General features: G+C 51.2%; 18 protein-coding genes. 9 read left to right on the forward strand and 9 right to left on the reverse strand.

What is annotated here, in order from left to right; all coding sequences use genetic code 11:
• Together ACX3M4_RS09315 and ACX3M4_RS09320 are read left to right on the forward strand one after the other, a co-directional pair.
• Positions 1-2,007, forward strand: coding sequence for a catalase family protein (locus ACX3M4_RS09315; protein ID WP_459358305.1), 2,007 nt, complete (start codon positions 1-3; stop codon positions 2,005-2,007).
• Positions 2,008-2,053: 46 nt separating this feature from the next.
• Positions 2,054-3,733: a peroxidase family protein gene (locus ACX3M4_RS09320; RefSeq protein ID WP_459358306.1), complete on the forward strand. Its 1,680-nt coding sequence runs from the start codon at positions 2,054-2,056 to the stop codon at positions 3,731-3,733.
• A gap of 368 nt (positions 3,734-4,101) precedes the next feature.
• Here ACX3M4_RS09320 and ACX3M4_RS09325 read toward each other — a convergent pair whose 3' ends face one another.
• Positions 4,102-5,079: a UDP-glucuronic acid decarboxylase family protein gene (locus ACX3M4_RS09325; protein ID WP_459358307.1), complete on the reverse strand. Its 978-nt coding sequence runs from the start codon at positions 5,077-5,079 to the stop codon at positions 4,102-4,104.
• A gap of 519 nt (positions 5,080-5,598) precedes the next feature.
• Between ACX3M4_RS09325 and ACX3M4_RS09330 the strand changes: the two genes are divergently transcribed.
• From ACX3M4_RS09330 to ACX3M4_RS09345, 4 genes are read left to right on the forward strand one after another with little or no spacing between them, the layout of a single operon-like run.
• The gene (locus ACX3M4_RS09330; RefSeq protein WP_459358308.1) at positions 5,599-6,486 is read left to right on the forward strand and encodes a 2OG-Fe(II) oxygenase family protein; all 888 of its coding nucleotides are present in this window, start codon (positions 5,599-5,601) and stop codon (positions 6,484-6,486) included.
• Positions 6,487-6,488: 2 nt separating this feature from the next.
• Positions 6,489-7,220: a class I SAM-dependent methyltransferase gene (locus ACX3M4_RS09335; protein WP_459358309.1), complete on the forward strand. Its 732-nt coding sequence runs from the start codon at positions 6,489-6,491 to the stop codon at positions 7,218-7,220.
• A complete protein-coding gene (locus ACX3M4_RS09340) occupies positions 7,189-8,349 on the forward strand; it encodes a glycosyltransferase (RefSeq protein WP_459358310.1) in 1,161 nt (386 codons plus the stop codon). The genes ACX3M4_RS09335 and ACX3M4_RS09340 overlap by 32 nt, the downstream gene beginning before the upstream one ends.
• Positions 8,346-9,200, forward strand: a complete 855-nt coding sequence (locus tag ACX3M4_RS09345; RefSeq protein ID WP_459358311.1) for a hypothetical protein — start codon at positions 8,346-8,348, stop codon at positions 9,198-9,200. Before ACX3M4_RS09340 ends, ACX3M4_RS09345 begins: the two co-directional genes overlap by 4 nt.
• On the opposite strand, the gene ACX3M4_RS09350 is transcribed toward ACX3M4_RS09345, so the two are convergent.
• From ACX3M4_RS09350 to ACX3M4_RS09360, 3 genes are all read right to left on the reverse strand, one after another.
• Positions 9,193-9,981, reverse strand: a complete 789-nt coding sequence (locus ACX3M4_RS09350) for a ribosomal RNA small subunit methyltransferase A (RefSeq protein ID WP_459358312.1) — start codon at positions 9,979-9,981, stop codon at positions 9,193-9,195. The two genes, ACX3M4_RS09345 and ACX3M4_RS09350, sit on opposite strands and share 8 nt — an antisense overlap.
• Before the next feature lie 145 nt (positions 9,982-10,126).
• Positions 10,127-11,293, reverse strand: coding sequence for a type IV secretory system conjugative DNA transfer family protein (locus ACX3M4_RS09355; RefSeq protein ID WP_459358313.1), 1,167 nt, complete (start codon positions 11,291-11,293; stop codon positions 10,127-10,129).
• The gene (locus ACX3M4_RS09360; protein WP_459358314.1) at positions 11,290-12,969 is read right to left on the reverse strand and encodes a recombinase family protein; all 1,680 of its coding nucleotides are present in this window, start codon (positions 12,967-12,969) and stop codon (positions 11,290-11,292) included. Before ACX3M4_RS09360 ends, ACX3M4_RS09355 begins: the two co-directional genes overlap by 4 nt.
• A 582-nt stretch (positions 12,970-13,551) precedes the next feature.
• Here ACX3M4_RS09360 and ACX3M4_RS09365 point away from each other — a divergent pair.
• The 3 genes from ACX3M4_RS09365 (at position 13,552) to ACX3M4_RS09375 (ending at position 14,723) form a co-directional block, all read left to right on the forward strand.
• Positions 13,552-13,797: a hypothetical protein gene (locus tag ACX3M4_RS09365; RefSeq protein WP_459358315.1), complete on the forward strand. Its 246-nt coding sequence runs from the start codon at positions 13,552-13,554 to the stop codon at positions 13,795-13,797.
• Complete coding sequence (locus ACX3M4_RS09370) at positions 13,790-14,278, forward strand: hypothetical protein (RefSeq protein ID WP_459358316.1); 489 nt, start codon at positions 13,790-13,792, stop codon at positions 14,276-14,278. The genes ACX3M4_RS09365 and ACX3M4_RS09370 overlap by 8 nt, the downstream gene beginning before the upstream one ends.
• A gap of 100 nt (positions 14,279-14,378) precedes the next feature.
• Complete coding sequence (locus ACX3M4_RS09375) at positions 14,379-14,723, forward strand: DUF3768 domain-containing protein (protein ID WP_459358317.1); 345 nt, start codon at positions 14,379-14,381, stop codon at positions 14,721-14,723.
• A 63-nt stretch (positions 14,724-14,786) separates the two neighbouring features.
• Here the strand turns inward: ACX3M4_RS09375 and ACX3M4_RS09380 are convergent, their stop codons facing one another.
• The 5 genes from ACX3M4_RS09380 to ACX3M4_RS09400 form a co-directional block, all read right to left on the reverse strand.
• On the reverse strand, positions 14,787-16,691 hold the full coding sequence (locus ACX3M4_RS09380) for a ParB/RepB/Spo0J family partition protein (protein ID WP_459358318.1): 1,905 nt from the start codon (positions 16,689-16,691) through the stop codon (positions 14,787-14,789).
• Between the two features lie 458 nt (positions 16,692-17,149).
• On the reverse strand, positions 17,150-17,236 hold the full coding sequence (locus ACX3M4_RS09385; RefSeq protein WP_459359402.1) for a MucR family transcriptional regulator: 87 nt from the start codon (positions 17,234-17,236) through the stop codon (positions 17,150-17,152).
• A 321-nt stretch (positions 17,237-17,557) separates the two neighbouring features.
• Positions 17,558-18,175: a glutathione S-transferase family protein gene (locus tag ACX3M4_RS09390; RefSeq protein ID WP_459358319.1), complete on the reverse strand. Its 618-nt coding sequence runs from the start codon at positions 18,173-18,175 to the stop codon at positions 17,558-17,560.
• A gap of 72 nt (positions 18,176-18,247) precedes the next feature.
• Positions 18,248-19,906, reverse strand: coding sequence for an asparagine synthase B (asnB, locus tag ACX3M4_RS09395; RefSeq protein WP_459358320.1), 1,659 nt, complete (start codon positions 19,904-19,906; stop codon positions 18,248-18,250).
• Positions 19,907-19,949: 43 nt separating this feature from the next.
• Entirely contained in the window at positions 19,950-21,248 is a 1,299-nt protein-coding gene (locus ACX3M4_RS09400) for an MFS transporter (RefSeq protein ID WP_459358321.1), read from the reverse strand.
• Position 21,249 lies beyond the last annotated feature (1 nt).

A 21,249-nucleotide genomic window follows, 5' to 3' on the forward strand; every position in this document is an offset into this window, starting at 1 on the left:
ATGAGCGATATCGATCTGGAAATACAAACCGTCACCGCAATTCAAATCGCCATGATGCGGGCAACACAGCCGCATAAGCGCGGCCAGCATTTCAAGATGCATGGCTGTGTCGATGCGACCTTCGAAGTCCTGGATGGAATCGCGGAAGAGTACCGCGTGGGACTGTTCCGCCAGCCGGGGCGCTATCAGGCCCATATCAGGTTTTCGAACGGCGCCCAGAAGGACGACAGGCTTCCGGACATCCACGGCATGGCGATCAAGCTTTACAACGTGGCTGGCGATCCGGCGATGCCCGGTACGCCGGAAGGAGAACAGGACTTCATTCTGGCGGACAATCCGGTGTTCTTCATCCGCACGGCTGCCGATTATGTGCTCTTCATGAAGGATTTCGCCCAGAGCGCCCCCAGAGGAAAGCCGCCGGAAGAGTTCATCGCCTTTCTGATGAAGGAACACCCGCAGGATCTGGCGGTTCTGCAAGGGTTTCGGCAGCAGATCCAGGAGAGCCCGCTGAAGAGCCGTTACTGGAGCCAGGTGCCCTACGGGTTCGGCGACGAGGAACGGAAAACCGCATGCCGGTACCGGGCGGTGCCTGCCGAGGAAGGCAAGGCCGAGGGTCCCGGACCAACGCATGACTACCTGCGGGAACGCATGGCCGAGCGTCTTGGCGAAGGTTCACAGCCAGTGACCTTTGATTTCCAGGTCCAGATCCATCCCGACGCCGATGACGCGCTTGTAGACAATCCCACCGTGGAGTGGGATCTGCCGTTCGTCACGGTTGCCCGGATCACGATCCCCGCACAGGCTTTCCACACGGCGGAAAGGGTCTCATTCGGCGAAAACCTGCGATACTCGCCCTGGCAATCCCTCGCCGATCACCGGCCCGTCGGTCAGGTCAACGAAATTCGCAAGGCGGTCTACGTGGCGAGCCAGGTGGAGCGCGCAAAGATGTCTGTCCTGAGCCGGGAGAACCTCCGTCTCAGCGAGGCGGAATTGCGCGAAGGGATCGACGACGATTTCAAGGCGGTTCTCGACACCCTCGCCAGGACATTTGGCTACCTGTCGCACACGAAACGCGGCCGCGGCACGCATACCTATGGTGCCGCCGGCCGCGGGCGCGCCCGGTTCATCGTGTCGCCGGACTTTCCGGAAAACGATTTCTTCGTCGCCGGCAAGACCCTTCCGGTTGTCCTGCGGCATTCCTCGCCGGGAGCCCGGGAAGATGACCGTGCCCGCGACGGTGTCGCCACGTCGCTGAAGTTCTTCGACGGCAACAACGGGCATGAAGGGCCCGGTGTTCTGGACATACTCATGAACGCGGGACGGCAACTCTTCGTGCGCACGATCCGGGATTTCAGCACCTTTGTTCACGCGGACGCGGAACAGCGGAAGGTTCTGGTCCAGCAGGGCCTCATGATGGAACCGGAGCTAATCGAGGCCTACCGGATCCGCGGTTCGTTTCTGAACAGCCGCTATCACACCTGGCAATGTTTCGAGTTTCATGACCGGTCCGGCGTCCGCTCCTATATCCGTTTCCGCCTGATCCCTGGCGACCGGGGCCCGGAGCGTGGCCTGCCCCGCAAGGAGTTTCAGGCCAACGGCGCACCGTCCATGGATCCGCTGCCCGACGACCCGCGCGCGCCCGATTTCTTGCGGCAGGAATGGATCTATCAGGTGCAGAATTCCGAGGTTCGCTATGTCCTGCAGGGGCAAATTCACCCAGAGCCCGAGGCCGTTCATCCCAACCACGAGGTCCTGAACCCTGCGCGGGCCTGGGACGAGGAGGCCTATCCCTGGCTGGATCTTTGCGAGATCGAGATCGATGAACCGATCCTGGACAACGATGCCGTCAGCCGGCTCGACATGAACCCGAACCGGAGCCCCGAGTGCATCCGCATTCCGCTGGCAACGTCACCGGACCAATACGCGTCGCTCGGACATGCCAGGGCTCTCATCTATCCGGGTGCCCGATCCGTGCGCGCAGCTTCCCAAACACCCCAGAACAACTGATTTCGCGGACCGTAACCGCCGAAACCCGACAGCCGAGGACAGCCTCATGACACGAAAACTTCGCGATCATCCGCCACGTGACCAAAGCGCCGACGGGTTCACCAACCGGCTGCAGGCTTATGTCCTCAGCCATTTTCCGTGGCTCTGGAACTTCGTCATGGCAATCGGTCCGCTGCGACGGATCGCCAACAACTACATCATCAACAGCGCGGTGATGCGTGCCCGAACGCGTCCCTCGCCCTACAGCTCCATGCCCGTGCGCGGCGATATCAACGAGCAGATGGCCGGCTATACGTCCTGGGAATCGATGATGGACCGGGACTGGTTCAAGCGCCATCTGCCTCAAAAGGATCTTGGCGACCTGCCGTCACTCGAGGCCCTGCGCGAACTCTACGAGGTCAAGCAAGGCGAGGAAACGCTTTCCGAAGACAGCAGCGTGCTCTTTCTCTCCTTCGCGCAATGGTTCACCGACGGTTTCCTGATGACCGCTCCCGACGACTTTATTGAGGTCGACGGCAAGAGGGTTTACCAGAACCGTAAGACGCATACGTCCCATCACATCGACTTCAACACCCTCTACGGCCTCAATCGCGCCCATAGCGACGCCATTCGTGCAAAGTCCGAGGAAAGCGGCAAGAAGGGGCGTCTGAAGACAGAAACAGGTCCGGATGGCGAAGACTATGCACCGTCCTATTTCGACGAGGAAGGGAACGTCAAACCGGAGTTTCTGATTCTTGCGCCGCCGCTGAGGCTCGATGAATTTCTGAAAACCGTCGAGCGCCGCGATGGTCCCGAGCGCGTTGCCGCCATCAAGCGTCATATCTTTGCCTTCGCGGGAGAGCGCGCCAACACTACTCCCTACACCGCCATGCTGACGACGTTGTTCCTGCGCGAGCATAACCGGCTCTGCGGCCTCCTTGAAAAGGCGCATCCGGCATGGGACGACGAAAGGGTCTTCCAGACGGCGCGCAACATCAACATTGCGCTCCTGATCAAGATCGTGGTGGAGGAATACATCAACCACATCTCGCCCTATTACTTCCAGCTCAGCGCCGATCCGTCCGTATGCTGGAAGGCGGAGTGGAACAAGCCCAACTGGATTCCGATTGAATTCAATCTGCTTTACCGCTGGCACAGCCTGACGCCGGACTATTTCGATGTAGCCGGCAAAAAGGTCTCCGGCGAGAAATTCATCTACGACAACAGCCACTTGAAAGATATCGGGCTAGGCAAGGCGATGGAAAGCGCCAGCCGGCAACGTGCCTGGAACATCGGGCTGATGAACACAGCGGACTTCCTTGTTTCGGTTGAGCTTGCCTCCGTTCAGCAGGGCCGGACAAACCGTCTGGCCAGCTACAACGACTATCGTGAAGCCTTCGGCTACGGCCGCGTTACGACGTTCGAACAGATCACGGGTGATCCGCGACGCATCGAGGCGCTGCGCCGGCTCTATGGTTCGGTGGACAAGATCGAATGGTTTGTGGGCATCTTCGCCGAAGACGTCGCTCCCCGTGCCGCCGTTCCGCCGTTGATCGGCAGGATGGTTGCCCTGGACGCCTTTTCCCAGGCGCTTACCAACCCGCTACTGTCGCAGCATACCTTCAATGCGCGCACTTTCTCAGAAGAAGGCATGCGGGTGATCGAAGAAACGTCGCGCCTCCAGCAGATCCTGGACCGGAACCTGATAAAGGATGCCGGAAAATTCAAGGTGACGATGACGCTCTAGAGCCCGCCGGCAGTTCAAACTAGCGAAGGGGCCGTCTCGGCCCTTTTTTCAGAGCACGTTGAAACAGGCAACCGGAGCGGCCGCAGACACGCGGGTGAGAGCTGGGAGACTGTCAAAGCTGGGAAGAAGAGTGGTGCCAGAGCCGGAATCGAAGAACGCACTCATCTAATTGATTTCACTATTTTATTTGCAATTCTGGTAACGGCCATTACCCGTAGAGTTACCCATTTCCAAATTATACCGGTGGTGCGGTTCCACTTTTCCACAGAATTTTGATTTCGTAGAGGCAAGATTCGGGCCGAAGATGGCTTCTTTGACTCCCTCATCACTCCCGTGGAGGTTCAATCAATGCTGTAAGCGCCGGCCGGTTACGACGAAAGTTCATTACGATCCTGGAGCAGTTCACGAAAATAATTGATAGTACATTCTAATCCATCCGAGAGTTTTACCTTGGGAACCCATTCCAATGCACTTTTTGCTAAAGCTATATCTGGACGTCTCTGACGTGGGTCGTCCTGCGGCAGGTCACTGAAGACAATTGTTGTCGGTACTCCAACCTTCCCGATTATTATTTGTGCAAGATCTAGTATCGTGAATTCTTCTGGGTTTCCAAGGTTAACGGGCCCAGTGAACTCTTCCTCTGTATCCATGAGCCGCAACAGTGCCTCTACTAAATCATCCACATAGCAAAATGAGCGGCTTTGCATTCCCTCACCATAAACGGTGATCTCGTTGCCATACAGAGCCTGCACAATGAAGTTCGACACAACGCGACCGTCTGCAGGATGCAATCGCGGCCCATAGGTGTTGAATATCCGTGCCACTTTAATTTTCAGGCCATGTTGCCGATGGTAGTCAAAAAATAAGGTCTCTGCACAACGCTTCCCTTCGTCGTAACAAGAACGTAATCCTATTGGGTTTACATTTCCCCAGTAGGATTCAGGTTGCGGATGTATAGCCGGGTCACCGTACACTTCACTAGTGGACGCCTGAAGAATTTTACAGTCTAGCCGCTTCGCAAGCCCCAGCATGTTGATCGCCCCAAGTACAGAAGTCTTGGTCGTCTGAACCGGATCGTGCTGGTAATTTATAGGCGACGCTGGACACGCAAGGTTGTAAATTTCATCGACCTCTTCATATAGTGGAAAAATCACATCGTGCCGTAAGAACTCGAAACGCGGATTAACACGCAAATGGAGGATGTTGCGCTTCGTCCCGGTAAACAAGTTGTCTACGCAGAGAACGTCATGACCCTGATGAAGTAATCTGTCGCAAAGATGCGAACCTATAAACCCAGCACCGCCCGTCACTAGAATTCTCTTGCGACTAAACCGCAGACTACTCATAGCAATCTCCAACTTTATTATTAATACAATCCACCAGATTTGACATTTCTTGGCAGCTGAAAATAGTAAATTTACCTCCTAGCTCTTCCAATTCTCAGCGCGACTTGGAAGAGTCATCTTTCTTTGTTTCCCTCCGGTGCAACTAACTACATTCGTATGTCGTAGAAATCCTATCACCATAAATTCAATCAGTTCGCTTGAGGATTAGCTAAAGAAATTCCAATGGCTGGATCCGACTGTTTCATTCCGCTTTTTGCGGCTGCAAAGCAGTTGACAATTCATCATTAAGTTGCATATGTTTTATCTTAGTACAGTCAAAATGCACTAGAGTGCAACACCTCTAAACTTTCTATTTAGTCCGGCGGCAGCAATCTTGACTTTCACGTTGAGTAAATGAATTCTGACAACGTTCGAAGAGTATCCATGTTTCCTCCTAAAACGTTTGTTTTCTGGCTACATTGCTGCGAATAAGCAAAGTTCACTGAGTCAAAGTGAAACCAACTTGGACGTAAATATGCGATGACACATGTACCGTCAATATATATTCAAGAACTTCCTAAAATTAAAAGTCGGACCTTACTTTCCGAAATACAAAAAACTGGCTGCTTTATTCTACGAGATTGCCTCGATACTGAGTTAGTCGATCAAGTACACGCAGCGCTCGTGGCGCTCTTTTCACTCCCTCCAGAGCGAAAAAAACAACATGCAATCGACAAAAAGAAAGACCCGCTGGCTCACGGTTTCAGCCCGTTCGGTGTAGCGAAAGCGCTTGATTCCGGGATACCCAACCTACTGGAAACTTGGGACATAAGCCCTACTAAAGAAAATTGGCCTGAGGAATTAAATCTTGAGTGGAATATTATCAGAACATACCAAAAATCCCTAAAGCAAATATCAATAAATTCTCTGCACCTTTTAGAACGCACGCTGGAGGCCAAAGAAGAAGAACTCCTCGGATTGGTAGACACAGATTCGATAGAAGGCATTCACTTAATTCACTACTTCCCAATTGAGAGCGGACACCAGAACGGTGCGCGCAGGCAGAGCATGCACTGTGATAATACTCTAATTACGCTTATACCATCGCCTCTTCCCATAAATACCGGCTTAAGTGTTTTCGATAGGACGAACAATGACTGGGAGACAGTCTTAATTGAAAGAGGCTCCTGCCTGGTGCAAGCGGGCCTTCTGCTTGAGTTCATTACTCGTGGAGAAATAAAGGCCAACCTTCATACAGTTGATAATCCAGAAATAGACTCTAAAGAAAACAAATCTAGGTATTCGGCACCTTTTTTCTGCAGTCCCAAGCCGAACTCAAGATTACAGTATCTTAACAAATATCAACAAAAAATTGATCCCATCAGTGTAGAAGAATTCGAAAAGAATTATTTCAGGAGCATTTTTTAGTTATGAAGTCTCTAACGCCCGAAACCATCGAGAAACTCCTATCAGAGACATTGCCTAGCTTCCAGGCGATATCCCCAAGCGACAACAACATGGGATTCGGATTCATTTATTACGGCATGGTGCGCGTCCTTCGACCTAAAAACATTTGTGTTATCGGATCAAAGGCAGGCTTTTCAGTTATTACCCTCGCGCTGGGCCTAAAAGACAATGCGGGGACACACATAAAAGAAGTTACATGTTGGGATACAAAACTTGTCGAGGAAAATGGCATCGGAAAGGTTTTTTTTGTCGACCCTTCCTTTTCTTCCGAAAGAAATGACCCTAACCATTGGTATGGGATCGGCTTTTGGGACGATGAAAAGGCTACAGTAAAACACTGGCAAAAATTCGGTGTCGAAGATTTCGTGGAGCATTTTAAGATCACGTCCGCTGCATTTTTAAGACACCCTCGCTGTCCGAAAAACATTGATTTGCTTTTTATTGATGGTGATCATAGCTTCGAAGGTATTATGCATGATTTCAATCAATATTATGACGTATTGTCCCAAGATGCCATCGTTTTAGCTCATGATGTGGATCCAGCACTCAAAGACAGTGACCCAGCCACTGGAGGCTACGAGGCACTACTCAAGCTCGATACTAAAAAATTCGAAGTTTTCAGACTTCCAGTATTTCCAGGTTTAGCTGTGGTTCGGAAAAGAAATGAAGATTCTATCAATTCTGAATGTGAGTAATCGTGAAAATACGGGAAGCGATTCTGGTGTCATCTTTCATCGCCTATTCTTCAACGAAATCCTCAATAGGGGGCATGAGATAGTCATTGCCTCCCCATTCGAAGTGCAAGTAAGAGGTGCGCAACACTTGTTTTTTGAACCAGGAAAAAACAAGTATGATGTGCGCTTTCGCTTCGATTGGGATCGTAACAAGGAAATCGTTGAGGCTCTCAATCCAGACGTAATCTTCTGCCATCAAATAGAGCAGTGTGCTGGTTGGCGTGCGTTATTAGTAACTCTTGGAATGTCTGGCAAGACTAAACTAACCACTTATTATCACTACTTGCCTGCTCTCGACATGGAAAAAGGGGCTGTTGTATGGGATCCATCTTTAAATCATTCAGAATTGGCAGAGTTAATACTGTTTCGAGTTTTTGGCGCATTAAAAAGCTCTGACGTGTTTTTCGTGACTAGTAACTATTCTCGTAATTTTCTATTTAGACTAGCCAAAAACTATAACTTGTCCATAAACAAGGAGAAGATTGTCATCATGCCACCGCCCGCCGATCCCTTTTTCATTGTAGATCCGCCAATGAAATTTGATCCCGGGAGAAAAACTATCCTATACAGTTCACGTTTGTATGAACAATATGGAACCGACTTCTTGCTTGATATTTTAGAACATTACAAAGGAACTGACGTAAAATTTTTAATTACGGATTTTTTTGCAAATAAAAGCGCTGAAAGGAAGAAACTGGATCCGAAAACTGAGACTTACCGAACTTTCCTTAAGCAGCACGAAAACGTCCTTATCCGGGAAGATGGCGATAACAGACCTACTTATCGCGACGAAATATTAGCGAATTCTTCTATCGTATTAGGCCCCTTTAGGAAGAATGCAAATTGGTCAATGGGCATGATCGATGCCTTCATGATGGGTATTCCAGGAATCGCACCAAACTTCGCGTCGTTCCCCGAATTTACACCGCGCTCACTTCTCTATTCAGATAAAAAATGCGCGGTTGAGCTCATTGACAGGCTTCTTGCTGATCCGGCATTTTGGGAAGCATCATCGAGAACCTGCAGCAATAGCTACGAGGATTTTTTACCCCACAAAATAGCTGACATTTTTCTTGAGGCGGTCTTATGAATAAAGAAATCGAAGAAAATTTAGTAGTTATCTTTACTGGTGACGAGACAAACTCCCGTAAAAAGGCTGATGGCACAACGCTTATTGATCAACTATTTTTAAGCATAAAATCAATCCGGAAGAATTGGAGCACGGGTGTAGAAATTGTGTTTATCCATACACAACCTCTCAGTGCAGCCACTCTTTGTCAACTCAGTGACTTGAAAGTAACCAACGTTAATGCGGCTCGCAAGGTGGATGCATCGTTTCCTATAGCAAACAAAATGCTCGTCGGCGAAGGCTATCGTGGAGACAAAGATATATTGTTTCTAGATTGTGATACGATCGTGCATCAACCGTTAGATTTTGATGTTTCGCAAGCAGCCATAGTTGCTTTTGACGCATTGCAAGACGTGTCCGAAGACACGTATAGAAAACTTTATACTGTCTTAGGAGTTGAATTTCCTATTGGAGATTTCTCGGATCGTCCCTCTTACGATTATTACGTCCATGAACGCAGAGACATGTTTCCATTAATAAATACAGGTGTATATTTTTTGAAGAACAACTTAAAGGACTCCTTTTATACTGCTTTGCAAGATAATTTTCACAAGACCTATGAAACTTTTCGTGGAGAGCTAGATTTCTACTTTGACCAAATTTGCTTTGCCTTAACCCTGCACCAACTTGGTGTTGAGTACACCTATTTTCCGAAGGGATACAATTTTATCTGCACTCCTCGGGCTCCATATCTAAAGGAGTGGCCACGAAATCAGATCTTTATTGAACATTATGCAGGAGATAACTCTTCTCCTCTGGTGTTTTCCGGGAACAATATCGATGTCGAAAAGAGTGGAATACTCATCATGTAGAGTGTAGAAAATATATATTATAGATATCTCGCCATTGATACCAAGTTAATGTATCAAGTTTTGAGGTTTGATTAAACGAAATATGTATTGACATTTGCGTTATCTCTTCTATTGAAAACTTTTTCTCAAGATTTGACTTGATGCTACTCTTCTTATCTACGAAGAACATACTTAAAAACCTTCGAAATTCTCGAGGATTTTCTGTTATAGACGAATTTGCTTCTCTTCTTTTGAATTGAATTAGTTGCACGTTTACGCTCGGTACTGGGGAAAAATCGCTTTTCTTAAAACGGTGTAATAGTTTTGTTTTGTAAAGGTTTGCAATGACAATCGAGCTCGGGCTCTGCTTTCTAAAGCCCGTCAATCTATCGGCTACTTCTTTCTGCAGAACTAGATATGCATCCGATGGAAAAGGTTTCGAAAGAAGATATTTATCGACGATCTTTGATGTAATAGAAAATGGCGGATTGGAAAACAATTTGTAATCTACAAAGGGGATATTTGCGCACAGTGCATCGCCCGACATAAGTTTGAAATTCTTCTGATGAAAGAATTTTTCATTCAGATATATGCAATTCTCTTTGTCTTTTTCGATAGCGTACACATACTTGGCTTTTGCTAGCAAATATTCTGTAATATCCCCCCGACCTGATCCAATCTCCACGACAGAATCCCGTTCGGTAATGGACGATTTATCTACTAGATATCTGATAAGAGCTCTGTTTTTTATATAATTCTGGCTCAAATACGCTCTTCTTTTAGTATTATATACCTCACTCATGAGTTTATTTTTATTATGGATATTTCACATAGCAACGAACAGAAATAAATTGCAATGATGGCATTTAACAATGCATATTGTATACGGTAGCAAATATTCAATACTATTTCAAATTGATGACTATTGCTTCACTATGCCCCACCCTTTATTTCGGTTCCACTAAACTCGCAGAAAATACTTTCGTTTTCTGATTATTTAACATCGTTCTGACTAAAAGTTTGTAGTTATTCAACCCCACCAAGTCGGCTCGCTCCGATTTTCCTGACCCGAATTGTTTGGCCAACATTGCCGCATCGGTCGCTCCCACGCGGAACGCCATTAAGGTTCCGATATTGCCCAGAATTGCTTCCAATACGCCGCTGTCGAGTTGACCGGTGTACTGATGGCTGAGAATAAGCCCCAGCTTGTATTTCCGCAGTTCCGAAAGCATGTCGGCAAAGGCTGAGGTGGTGAATGCGTGGAACTCGTCGATATAGAGGAAGAAGGGCTTGCGGCCTGCTTCCGGCTGGTTCTGCCGACTATAGGCTGCCAGGGCGATGGACGAGACGATCAACCCACCTAAAATATCCGTCACATCGTTGCCCAGACTGCCCTTGGATAGATTGACGATCAGCGTCTGTCCTTTGTCCATGATCTCCCGAAAACGCAGCGGTTGTTCCGGCGCACAGACAGCTTTTCTAACCATGGGATGTGCCAAGAAAGCACCCAGCTTGTTCGCAATTGGCGCCACACCATCCACGGCCGTTTTGTAGTTCATTTTCGGAAACTCACGATACCAGAAGAACCGTACCTGCTCGTCGGTAACGGAGCTGAGAACCTGCTTCTGAAAGTCCTTGTCCAAGAACATCGGAACGATGTCCCGCAAGGTTGATCCGGGGCGAGAAAGCAAAGCCAGGAGCGCGTATCGAAGCATATGCTCCATGCGGGCGCCCCAGGCATCCGCCCATTGCTTCTTGAGCGTATCGATGAGACCGGAAGCGACCAGGGGCCGGTACTGCTCGGCGACAAAAGTTAGCGGGTTATAACCGTATGGACAGGCTGGATCAGCCGCATCCCAGTAGATCACCTCGTCGCCCGCAGCATCCACCACTGACCGCGCCAGATCTCCGTGTGGATCAATGAGGCAGCACCCTTGTTGGTGGGTGATGTCCTGCTTGATAAGCTGCCCCAGCAGGGTTGATTTTCCGGTTCCAGTCTGGCCGACGACGTAGGTGTGATACAGACGATCAACCTGATGCATTCCGAATAGCCGGTGCGGCGGCCGACCACGGGTCTCACCCAGGGTCGTGATGTATTCCTTGACCGGCGTCATGCAGCGGCTTGGCTAGACTGATCGCCCCGTTGTCCAAACGCCGCCTTTTTGTATCCGGCCATGAATAGGGTATATAGGCGCGCTGTCGCCGGTGATCTCGCCAGTTCGGTCAGTTCCTTGATTGCCGCAGTACCGTCAGAAGTTCGAGAATGAGCACACGTGACTGCACATGGGGTACATTGACGAGCTGATGCGTCCGTTGTCGTATCGCCGTCAGTACCGTCAGAAGTTCGAGAATGAGCACACGTGACTGCACACGTAAGGTTGGCCACGGCGCGTTCAGTCCGTTCAAGCCAATCCGATGGCTCTGCAGACACGTATTTCGCCGTCACCCTCCGGTTCGACAGGGCGATTTCAACGATCTCTCGCTTTTGCGGCGGTTCAGCCGAAATGTAGTGATCTGCAAGGCTTTTCACGAGTTCGAGAAAACGGCGTATCACCTCAGGACTTTGATGAAATCGCACGACTTTCCTCATCACCCTGGTGATCGCGGTCTTCTCCAGAAGCAGCTTTTCTTTTCGTCTTTCGAACGAAGTCTTGTCGATAATCTGCTCAATGACGGCGTCTTCCAGTTTCTCGATGCGTTCTTCAATCTGAACAAGCCGCATGGCCAGGCTGTTTTGCTTGGTGGAGGTATCGCCGATAGTTTGTTGCCAGCGTTTAAAGGCTTGATCAACGATCACGTCAAAGTCCTCGGGGATCCGCACCAACTGCAGCACCTCGATCACCTTTTTTTCTAGCGGTTCCTCCCGCACGGAATTCTTCGCACAATCCGCAAAATGACACCGGTAGTAGACATTGCCTTTTTGCCGTTCCGGGATCATTGAGCGGCCACACTGGCCACAATCAAACAGTCCCCGGAAGAGATGATTGTGCCGGGTGACTTTCTTGCCGGACTTACCCGCTTTGATGGCCTGGACGCGCTCAAACAGTTCCACCGGGATCAGCGGTTCATGAGCACCTTGAAAGACCTCTCCAGAGCGCTTGATCCGAATTACGCCGGCATAGAACGGATTGGCCAGCACCGCTTCCAGACAGCCGCGAGAACGCGGTGCTCCGGAAGCCTGTGTAAAGCCGTGGTTGGCCAGTTCATGCCGGAGAGTGTCGTAGGAGTATTGACCACTGCCATAGAGTTCAAAGGCCCGCTTTATAAGCGGCCCCAATGTTGCATCGATGGTTTTGAGCTGACGCTTGCCGTTATTCAGGTATCCAAGTGGCGCGCTGAACGGATAAAAGCCCCGCTCCATTTGACCACGCTGTCCTTTAAAGACTTCCGCGCGTAGGTTCCTGACGTAATCCTCGGCCACCGCCATCTGGATGTTCGCAGTCAAGCGCCCTCCCCTCGATTGGAAATCGAGACTTTCGGTGGCAAAGTGAACATCAATGCCGTTGTCAGCCAACTCGCCAATTTTCGCCCAATCAAAGAAGTTGCGCGCACTCCGATCGATCTTGTGCATTACGACGCCAGCGGCCTTCTTCGACTTGAGAGCTTTCAGCATTTGGTTAAACACCGGACGGCCCGACTTCGCTGCCGTCTGCTGTTCCTCAAACCACTTGATAATGGTGATGTCGTTGGCTTCCGCAAACCGCTGGATAGCATCCTTCTGCGCGTCCAATGAAACGCCCTCGCCTTGCTTCAAAGACGACACGCGCACATAGCCAAAACATTGTTTCATATGTCATTTTGATTATCGCTTTTAATGTCCCCGGACTCTACCACATCGTCAAAATGTGGCGAATCCGGCCACGGCCAAGTGCCCTCCCTGACCATGCGCTCATAGGCGCGTTCGCAGAGCGCAAGGTAGCGCTCCAATTCAGGCGGTATCTCTTTGTCATGTGACATGACCAAAATTGTACCCGGCATGGCCGTCAGCGAAAGGTGCCCTTTGGTGCAGTTTTTTTGCACACCGGGGGTACATTGTTTTGATTTCACAAAAAGGTACCCTGTACGGGCAATGGGAAAGAATGGAGGGTACCGGGGCAAGTGGGTACCGAAGCGACTGACGAGCGGATGGAGCGATTGCCGATTTGGAGGGGTTTCACCCCTCCACATAGCAGGCACATCGCTCCGATCCGCTTGTAGAGTGTTCTTTGATAATAGCTAATCCCGGCTGACGGTTACCCATTGCGCCGTTGATCGGGAACCTATCACAACAACAATGCATAGTTCTTTTGCTCTTGACCTGAAGCGTGTCAGACGCCAATCGGGTCTCTCGCAGTCAGACTGCTGCCATTTACTAAACATAAACGCCCGGCGGATGTCGTCGCTCGAAACCGGTAAGGTGCTACCAACCGTGCCGGAAATCTGCGCGTTGTCGCTCATTTTCGGACGCACTTTTGAAAGCCTGTTCGGTGCGGTATTCGAAGACATTCGAACCGATCTGAAAGCTCGACTAGCCACATTGCCGACGCGCAATCGAAACTGGCTGGAACGGTTCAACCGCAAACACACCCTCAACAGTCTGGCCGAGCGATTAGAAGCCAAGCATTCCCATCGTGTCTAAGTTCAAGATCATGGGCATTGCCGTGTCCAGGGGCCGGATCGCCTACGTAGTGCTCTCAGGCGAGGAGAAAGTGTTGACCTGGGGAGTTTCTAAGTCGGCCTCCCATTCGTCTGAAACCATAATCGAAAGGGTCACAGGGTGGATCGAGGAAATCGATCCAGGTGCCGTCGTGACGGAAAAAGTCGGCAGCAACGCCCGCAAGCGCGGCCGTACCCATGAAGTCATGAAAGCTGTCTTTGAGGCCGTCGCAAGGAGCAGCGCGCTCAATATGACTACCACCAAGGTGCGCCACCACAAAGACAAATACCGAGAAGCCCGGGCACTCGCTGAGGAGTTCCCCGAACTCTTGGATCAGTTGCCGAAGAAACCAGCCTGCTGGGACAATGAACCAAGGCGCATGATCCTGTTTGAAGCTCTGTCGTTTGCGTTACGGCTGCGCGAAACTCGACAAGACCCGGATCAAAACCAAACCGCGCTCTAATTGCTTCCGGCGGATAAAACACTAACCCGGACAAACGCTCCGTTCCTGGCCGCTGCCCCGCACATCCCGTGCGAGGCAGCTAATAGGAACGGAGAAACCGATGTCCAAAGAAGTTCTTTCATCCCGTGTGTTGGAGATCCGCCGGCTCAATGACGATCTGCGCCGCACCCTACAAGGCGGCAAAGTGATGCTTACCCCCGGTATCACCGCCCTCGGCGAAGCACAGATCAACAAGATTATGTGCGCGGTGGCGGCATTTGACGATTTCAACACAGACAACGATCCGCACGGCGAACATGACTGCGCCCTGCTGGACTGGGAGGGTGAGCGGATCATGTTCAAGATCGACTATTACGATCTGAGCCTCCAGTATCTTTCCGACGATCCGGCCGACCCGAAGGTCACTACGAGGGTCATGACGATCTTGTTGGCGTCGGAATACTGACGGCCAAGGCACCCGAATTTCGGGTGCCTTTTCTATTCAGCCGATCAAGTCCGGAAAGTACGGTCAATTATTCAACCGAAAGGGATATTCTTCGGAGGTCTCAACATTGCCGCCAATTACGGCAGCAACTGCGTCAAAGCGCACAGGTTTCGGCAACCAATTTATGCCCTTGACCATGTTTTCAGCGAACAACACCCCTACAGTCTTTTTCATATTCGCAATACCTTTAGCACAATCGGCTCCACACGCTTCGGTCACGGCAGCCTCGATACTATTTCGGTTTAGATATTGAAAATAGCTGTCGGCGGTGGGCTGGAAGTAGCTGTGCATGTCGATCGTAAGCGCCCGACCAAGCCTGTTGGCATGTTCGATCTGCGCTCCTCGGGCAAATTTGCTCTCAACCGCATTGACCGTATGCGCTGCAGCAAAGGCCAGCAAATCCAGAAGTTCGGCACGGGATTGATCAAGACACCAATTCCATAGATCGGTAGGATTGCCGGGAATACGGCTGCCGAACTGCTCATGTAGAGCTTCCACTTCCGCCAAGGCCGTACACCCCTCTGGCTGCTTCATATTGCCTTCCAGTCGAGTATGCGTCAGGGAGAGTTCAAGAGCGCTGTGCTCGATGGCTTGGAAATCGGCATAAGCAACTTGCAACAACAGCACATGGACCACGGCGGCAAGGGCGATAGCGGGATTATTCGCCAGTTCCAAGCGCAGGGCGGCAGTCTTTTGCGCGGTCAGGTCCTCAATCAGGGCGACCGAATGTTTTAGGACGGGCGTTGGGGCGTTCCCGACCGTATCCCTGTCATCCTCTTCCTCGTCATTCTGCTGCTGGGGTTTGTCTTTGGTCTTCACCAGTCCTCGTTCAACGCACAGTTCCCCTAGATAGGTCAAGGACACCAGTGCGCCGCCAATCTGGAGCGTAGCGGACGGAAAGACCGCCCGGTCAAGTTGGTCGATCTTCTCCAGCAGCGCATCAAGGTCGACTTCCGCGTTTTCACCTGCGTCCCCCGTATCGATCTGTTCGGTCAAGGCATCGTACTGCGCATGAAGCCGATTTAGTTCGTCCTGCTGTGTCGCCGTCAGTTCGACCTTTTCCGGATACCGGCGGTCATATGCCCGCAATTCCGTCCAGTCGATGTCTGGAACGATCTCAACCCACTTCCACCCCTCCGCTTTCACGTTTTCGGCGGCTTCGGCCAGCTTCCCGGCCACCAATTTTTCGACCAAGGCCGCGTCCGTGGCATAGCCGCCGCCTTGTTCGTCAAAAAGATCGCGTCTGACCTCTCCTCCCGCCGCTTCATAGGCTTCAAAGCCGCCGAGAAAACGAATGCGTTTGTCCGTACCGCGAATACCCTCCCCCACGAGGGCATGTTTGATGGCATGGGAAGTGCGGTTATAGGACGGCAGAGTTTCCCAGACCCGTTTCTGTTCGTCATGATCGTCGTTAACGGTGAAGGCAGCCAACTGATCCAATGACATTTGCTCGCGGCGATAAAGATCGCGCAACTCCGGCGCAACCCGACCAAGAGCGAGCCGCTTTTTGACGATGCTTTCCGTCGTGCCAAACTTGGCGGCAATGTCCTTAACGGATTGTCCGTTGTTGGCCAAATCGCGGAAAGCTTCGAATTGATCGGCAGGGTTGAGCGTTTCCCTTAGGCAGTTTTCAGCGAGGCTCAACTCGACAGCCTGTTCCTTGGTGATTTCCTTCAAAGGCACCGAATAGTCGGCGGTCAGTTTTCCGGCTTCGGCCAGCAGCCGGGCAGCCCGGTAGCGCCGCCCACCGGCCGAAACGTAGTATCGACCGTTGCCGGGAGCCTTGCGGCCCAACAGATTCTGCAGGATGCCTTCGGCCTCAATGTTAGCGGCGAACTCTTTGATGCTCTGCTGGCTGTAAGTCTGGCGGACATTCAACGGATCAACGTCAAGCTTGTTGAGCGGCACGTAGATAATGTCGGTGGACATGGTGTTTTCCTTTCCTGTCTTCCGCGGGACGCCTCCAGAGGCGAACAACACCCACCATTAGGGCGAAGCCGCTTCACTTCGTTTCGAAGACGTCCCAGACGTTTTTCGAAGCGAAGGGAGGCGGGGACAGCCCGCCGAGCGGTCGGTTTCGTGACGGTCAGAGGGGTCGCGGCGGAAGAAAACCGGAAGGTTCGCCGGCCTGGCCGGCGAAAGCCGGTTTTGTTCTGTCGCGACAGCGGCCCGAAAGGCCGCGCTTGCCCCTTGACCGGCTCGGAGCCGATTGCTTGGGTGGAAAGGACAGGAAAAATGACAGCCTGACCTGGCGGGCTGACCAGTTGATGTTGAGCGTGCCCTGGCGCGCTCGCCGAACACTTTAAACGCGGCGGTTACCGCCGCCCTGAGCGTAGCTTGCACTGACGCAACCCAATTCTCTTGGCCGCTTCTGAAAGGGATGCCGTTTACGTCGGCGCCACCATCGGGTAGTCGGCATCAGTGTTCCACTTTTTTCGGTAGTGTTCAGTCGTCATACCGTACCGCATACGCAAGCGGCGTTCAGCGGCTTGAACTTGCGCCCGTCTTCCTGGCAGATGGCGTGTCCGGTGTGAGCGTTTACGAAAACACGATGAGCGGAGCCTTGAAGGCCTTGGGCTTTGTCAAACTGACGAGCCGCTCCGCGCCATCACAGGCAAAAGAAATATGCGCTGGAAGCTCTTAAAATAAGCGTATCATCGGAAATTCAGACTCTACCCCCCGTCTGAGGTCGGGTTGCAATGGAGGTTCTGGAGCAGGTGCAAACGACTTCTGGTCAGTTTTCTGAGTACAAGTTCGGTTTCTAGATTTTCACGAATAGTAGAACTTAGCTTCTGCTATTCATTTAGAATGAAAGGGGCTTCCACAAAACTCGGATAAGATTCACACCTTCTTCGATACTCTTCTATTTTGGCATAGTCACTACAAGATATTGGATTTAGTCTCTTTGAAGACATGTAGGTGGTTGCAGTGATGACTGCCAAATCTGCCCGGCTTAAACTGTTGCCAACCAACCAATCTGATGCAATCCTGTTTTCAATCCATCGAAGCGCCGAATGGATTTGTTGATCCAAACGGTTCAGCCAATCGGGATTTGGTTCATTCGTCGCCCGGCTGGATAACGCGATTCCCCGCTCGTAGACCTTTTCTGCTAGACCGATGCCCACTGCTTCAATTTGCAGCACGGCAAGTCGCGCCTCATTGTCTTTCGGTGTCAGACGTTGGTGGACAGGTGCCAATTCATCAAAATATTCAATGATGGCGCGGCTATCGAAAAGAAATGCACCATCCGGAAAACGAAGCGCAGGAACTTTCCCCAAAGGATTTACCGAAAGCATTTCGTCAAAATCGCCGAAAACAGACAAAATAGCTCGTTGGAACGGGATCTTGTAGTGTTTCAACGCGATTGCCGTTCGACGGACAAAAGGTGAATCAAACTGTCCATAAAGTATCATTACATACTCCGAGCGAAATAATGCCGTTCCATCGTCCTTCTCAGGACGATGGAACGGTCGTGATCAGTAGATCTATTGCGTATTGGCCAGCGTGGGGAGCATTGCATGGCGATGTATGGATGTGAGTGCACGGCCGGATGGATCGTCGATCGCGTCGGCTCCCAGCCAGGACCTAGCATTCTTTGTAGCGTTACCAGACGATTTGCCGTCGGGAGCGCAGTAAACCGCGCTGGGATGAGGAAACAGGTCCTCGAATATTTTCCGGTATAAGAAAGCTTCTTTCGAACGTGGCGTATTGTGCGGATACCTTTGGACGGCCATGGCCAACTCGACGTCTGTAACCTGGCTTTCAGCATACTTTTTCAGCCCGTCGATCCAATCGTATCCTACGCCATCAGAAGATTGTTCCTTCTGTCGCCAGAGGATGCTATTCGGCAAGAAGCCCTCGAAGGCGGATCGCAATAGGTGCTTTTCTATCCTGCCCTTTCCAGGCATCTTTTGTGCTGGGTCAATACGCATCGCAAATTCAAGAAATTGCTTGTCCAAGAACGGCACGCGAGGTTCGACACCCCAACTGAGCATTGTCTTGTTTGCACGCAAGCAATCGTAGAGATGCATTGCCTCAAGTTTCGTCACGCACTCTTCGTGCAAGGCAACGGCGTTTGGCGCATTGTGAAAATAGAGATACCCCGCGAAGGACTCATCCGCCCCATCGCCAGTTAGAACAACCTTTGTGCCATCACCGCGAATTTTACGGGCAAGGAGATACATCGGCACCGATGCTCTTACCGAAGTGACGTCGTAAGACTCCAAGTGGTATATGGTTTGCCGAAGAGCATCCAAACCTTCTTGAACAGTATAGACATGTTCGTGGTGATCAAGCTCAAGGTATTCGGCGACTTCACGTGCTGCGGCCAGATCGGGAGAGTTTTCCAGCCCAACCGAATAAGATTTCAGACGTTCAACGCCGTTCTTGCGGTAGATGCGCGTAGCTATACTCGCGATCAAAGACGAATCCAGACCGCCCGACAACAAAAAGCCAATTTCGACGTCAGACATCAAATGAGCCTGAACCGCCTCCTGCAGAGCATCGTTTAGTTCCTCATCCGTTGTTTGACTTCCTTGCCGAATACCGGTCTTGAAGTTCTCAATTTCAAAATAAGGCACTGGTTTCTGGTGGCTTTCGGTCAAGTAATGACCGGGAGGAAAAACATGAATTTCTTCGCAAGCATCCGTGAGCGCCTTCAGCTCCGATGCCACGTGCAGCCGTTTCCGGCTGTCGAAGCCATAGTACAAAGAAAGTATCCCGATACGGTCACGCGCAATGTAAAAACGCCGACCATTTTCAAAGGACAATACGAACGCGAACATACCGCGTAGTTGATCTATGCCTTCTTTGCCTTTGTCCAAAACCAAAGGAATGATGGCTTCACAGTCGGACTGAGTCTTGAAGCCGTAATCGGGATAAAGAGATCTTATTTCCTGATGATTGTAGATCTCCGCATTTGCGACGACTGCTGCATCCGATCCGGCGCTCACGATAGGCTGCCCCCCGCGAAAGACATCCACGACCGAGATACGATTATGCGCGAGGATCGTTCCGCCGATTGCAACGATGCCGTTCGCGTCCGGTCCACGATGATAAATCTTGTGTGATTGCGCGACCGCCAACTGCCTGGTTTCGGCACAGACCGGCGAATGTAGGTCGAGAATTGCGAAAATCGAACACATTTTGAACTCCAAAACTTTCTGAATGAGTGATGGACCAATTGGCCTATGGCGCAGGCTGCACAGAAGTCTGCGCCCTGAGAGTTCGACCGGTTGGCGTGAACCAGACAATCAAGGTCGACAGGAATAGACCTGTTGCAGCCAGTGCGGCGAGCAACCTCAGTGCCTCGACATCATAGTTGGCTGGACCAACCTCGAGTGGCGGCACGAACATGGGCCCAATCAGAAATGCGAGGGGAACAAAGAGCCAGCTTGAAAAGCGTTCCAGACCGGAAAGAAGGCCTTGCTGGCTTTTCGGCGCGTCACCAAGCCAGATGAACTGGGCTGCGACCAATGACATCGGCATTATCAGAAAGCCAACGCTCAGTGCAGAAATGAAGACGAAGATAGAAGTCGTCTGAGACTCTATTCCAATCAATATCGCGCCAGCCCCCTCAATCAAGAGGAAAACCTTGAAAGCAAACCCTTTGGTCCACCGGTTGCAGAACCTGGCAGTGAGAATACTTCCCACGACGGCCGAGGCATTGGCGATCGCAAACGCTATTCCCAGCCATGCCTCGCTCGAAAAGGAAATAACCACGGGCGTCAACGTTATGGCCGCCAATTCGACACAAGCTGTAGACACCGCCAGATAGGGCGCGAAGATCCGAAGAACCGGGTCTTTCACCGTTAACCTGATCATAGACGAAGCGGATATCTTTGCACTGCCAGCGGCTTCGTTTTTGTTCGATGCGAAACTGGTGCTTCGTTCCACGATCCTGATGATGCGGCGGAAATACAGGCTTAGAAGCAGATGGCCAACGACGAGAAGCGATATTATCGCAGCCAGTTCCTGCAGATCCAGGGGAAGGAATAAGACCAGCAAGAGCGGCGCGCCCACTCGGGCAATTTGTTCGGCCGACTGCACCAAGCTCAACATCTTCCCAATCTTGATCGAGGAGTCAGCAACCAGGCGTGGCATGCTGATAGAAATTACGGTCAGGCAGGACGCCGAAACGCAGGCAAGAAACGTCGTAACGAGTGACAGCAAGATGATGTTTTGCGGACCGGGCACCAGCGCGACGGCAACAACCCAGACGAGTAGCAAAGCGTCAGCGCCAATTACCAAGTTTGTTCGACCAAACCGATCACTTAGCAAACCCGCTACGGGACCAAAAAAGGCGATCATACTTGCCGCTATGAAGGCATTTCCGGCATACGCCCACAAAGAACCGGTTTCCCGCAGTAGAACGACGCTGAGTGCAAAGGAACAAAGGCTATAAAGCGACGTCCCGAGAAACTGGGACGCCATACTGTAGATTGTTGTCTGAAACTGAGATTTCCTAGTAAACTTCTCTTTTGACATG

The organism is Roseibium sp. M-1 (genome assembly GCF_054515675.1).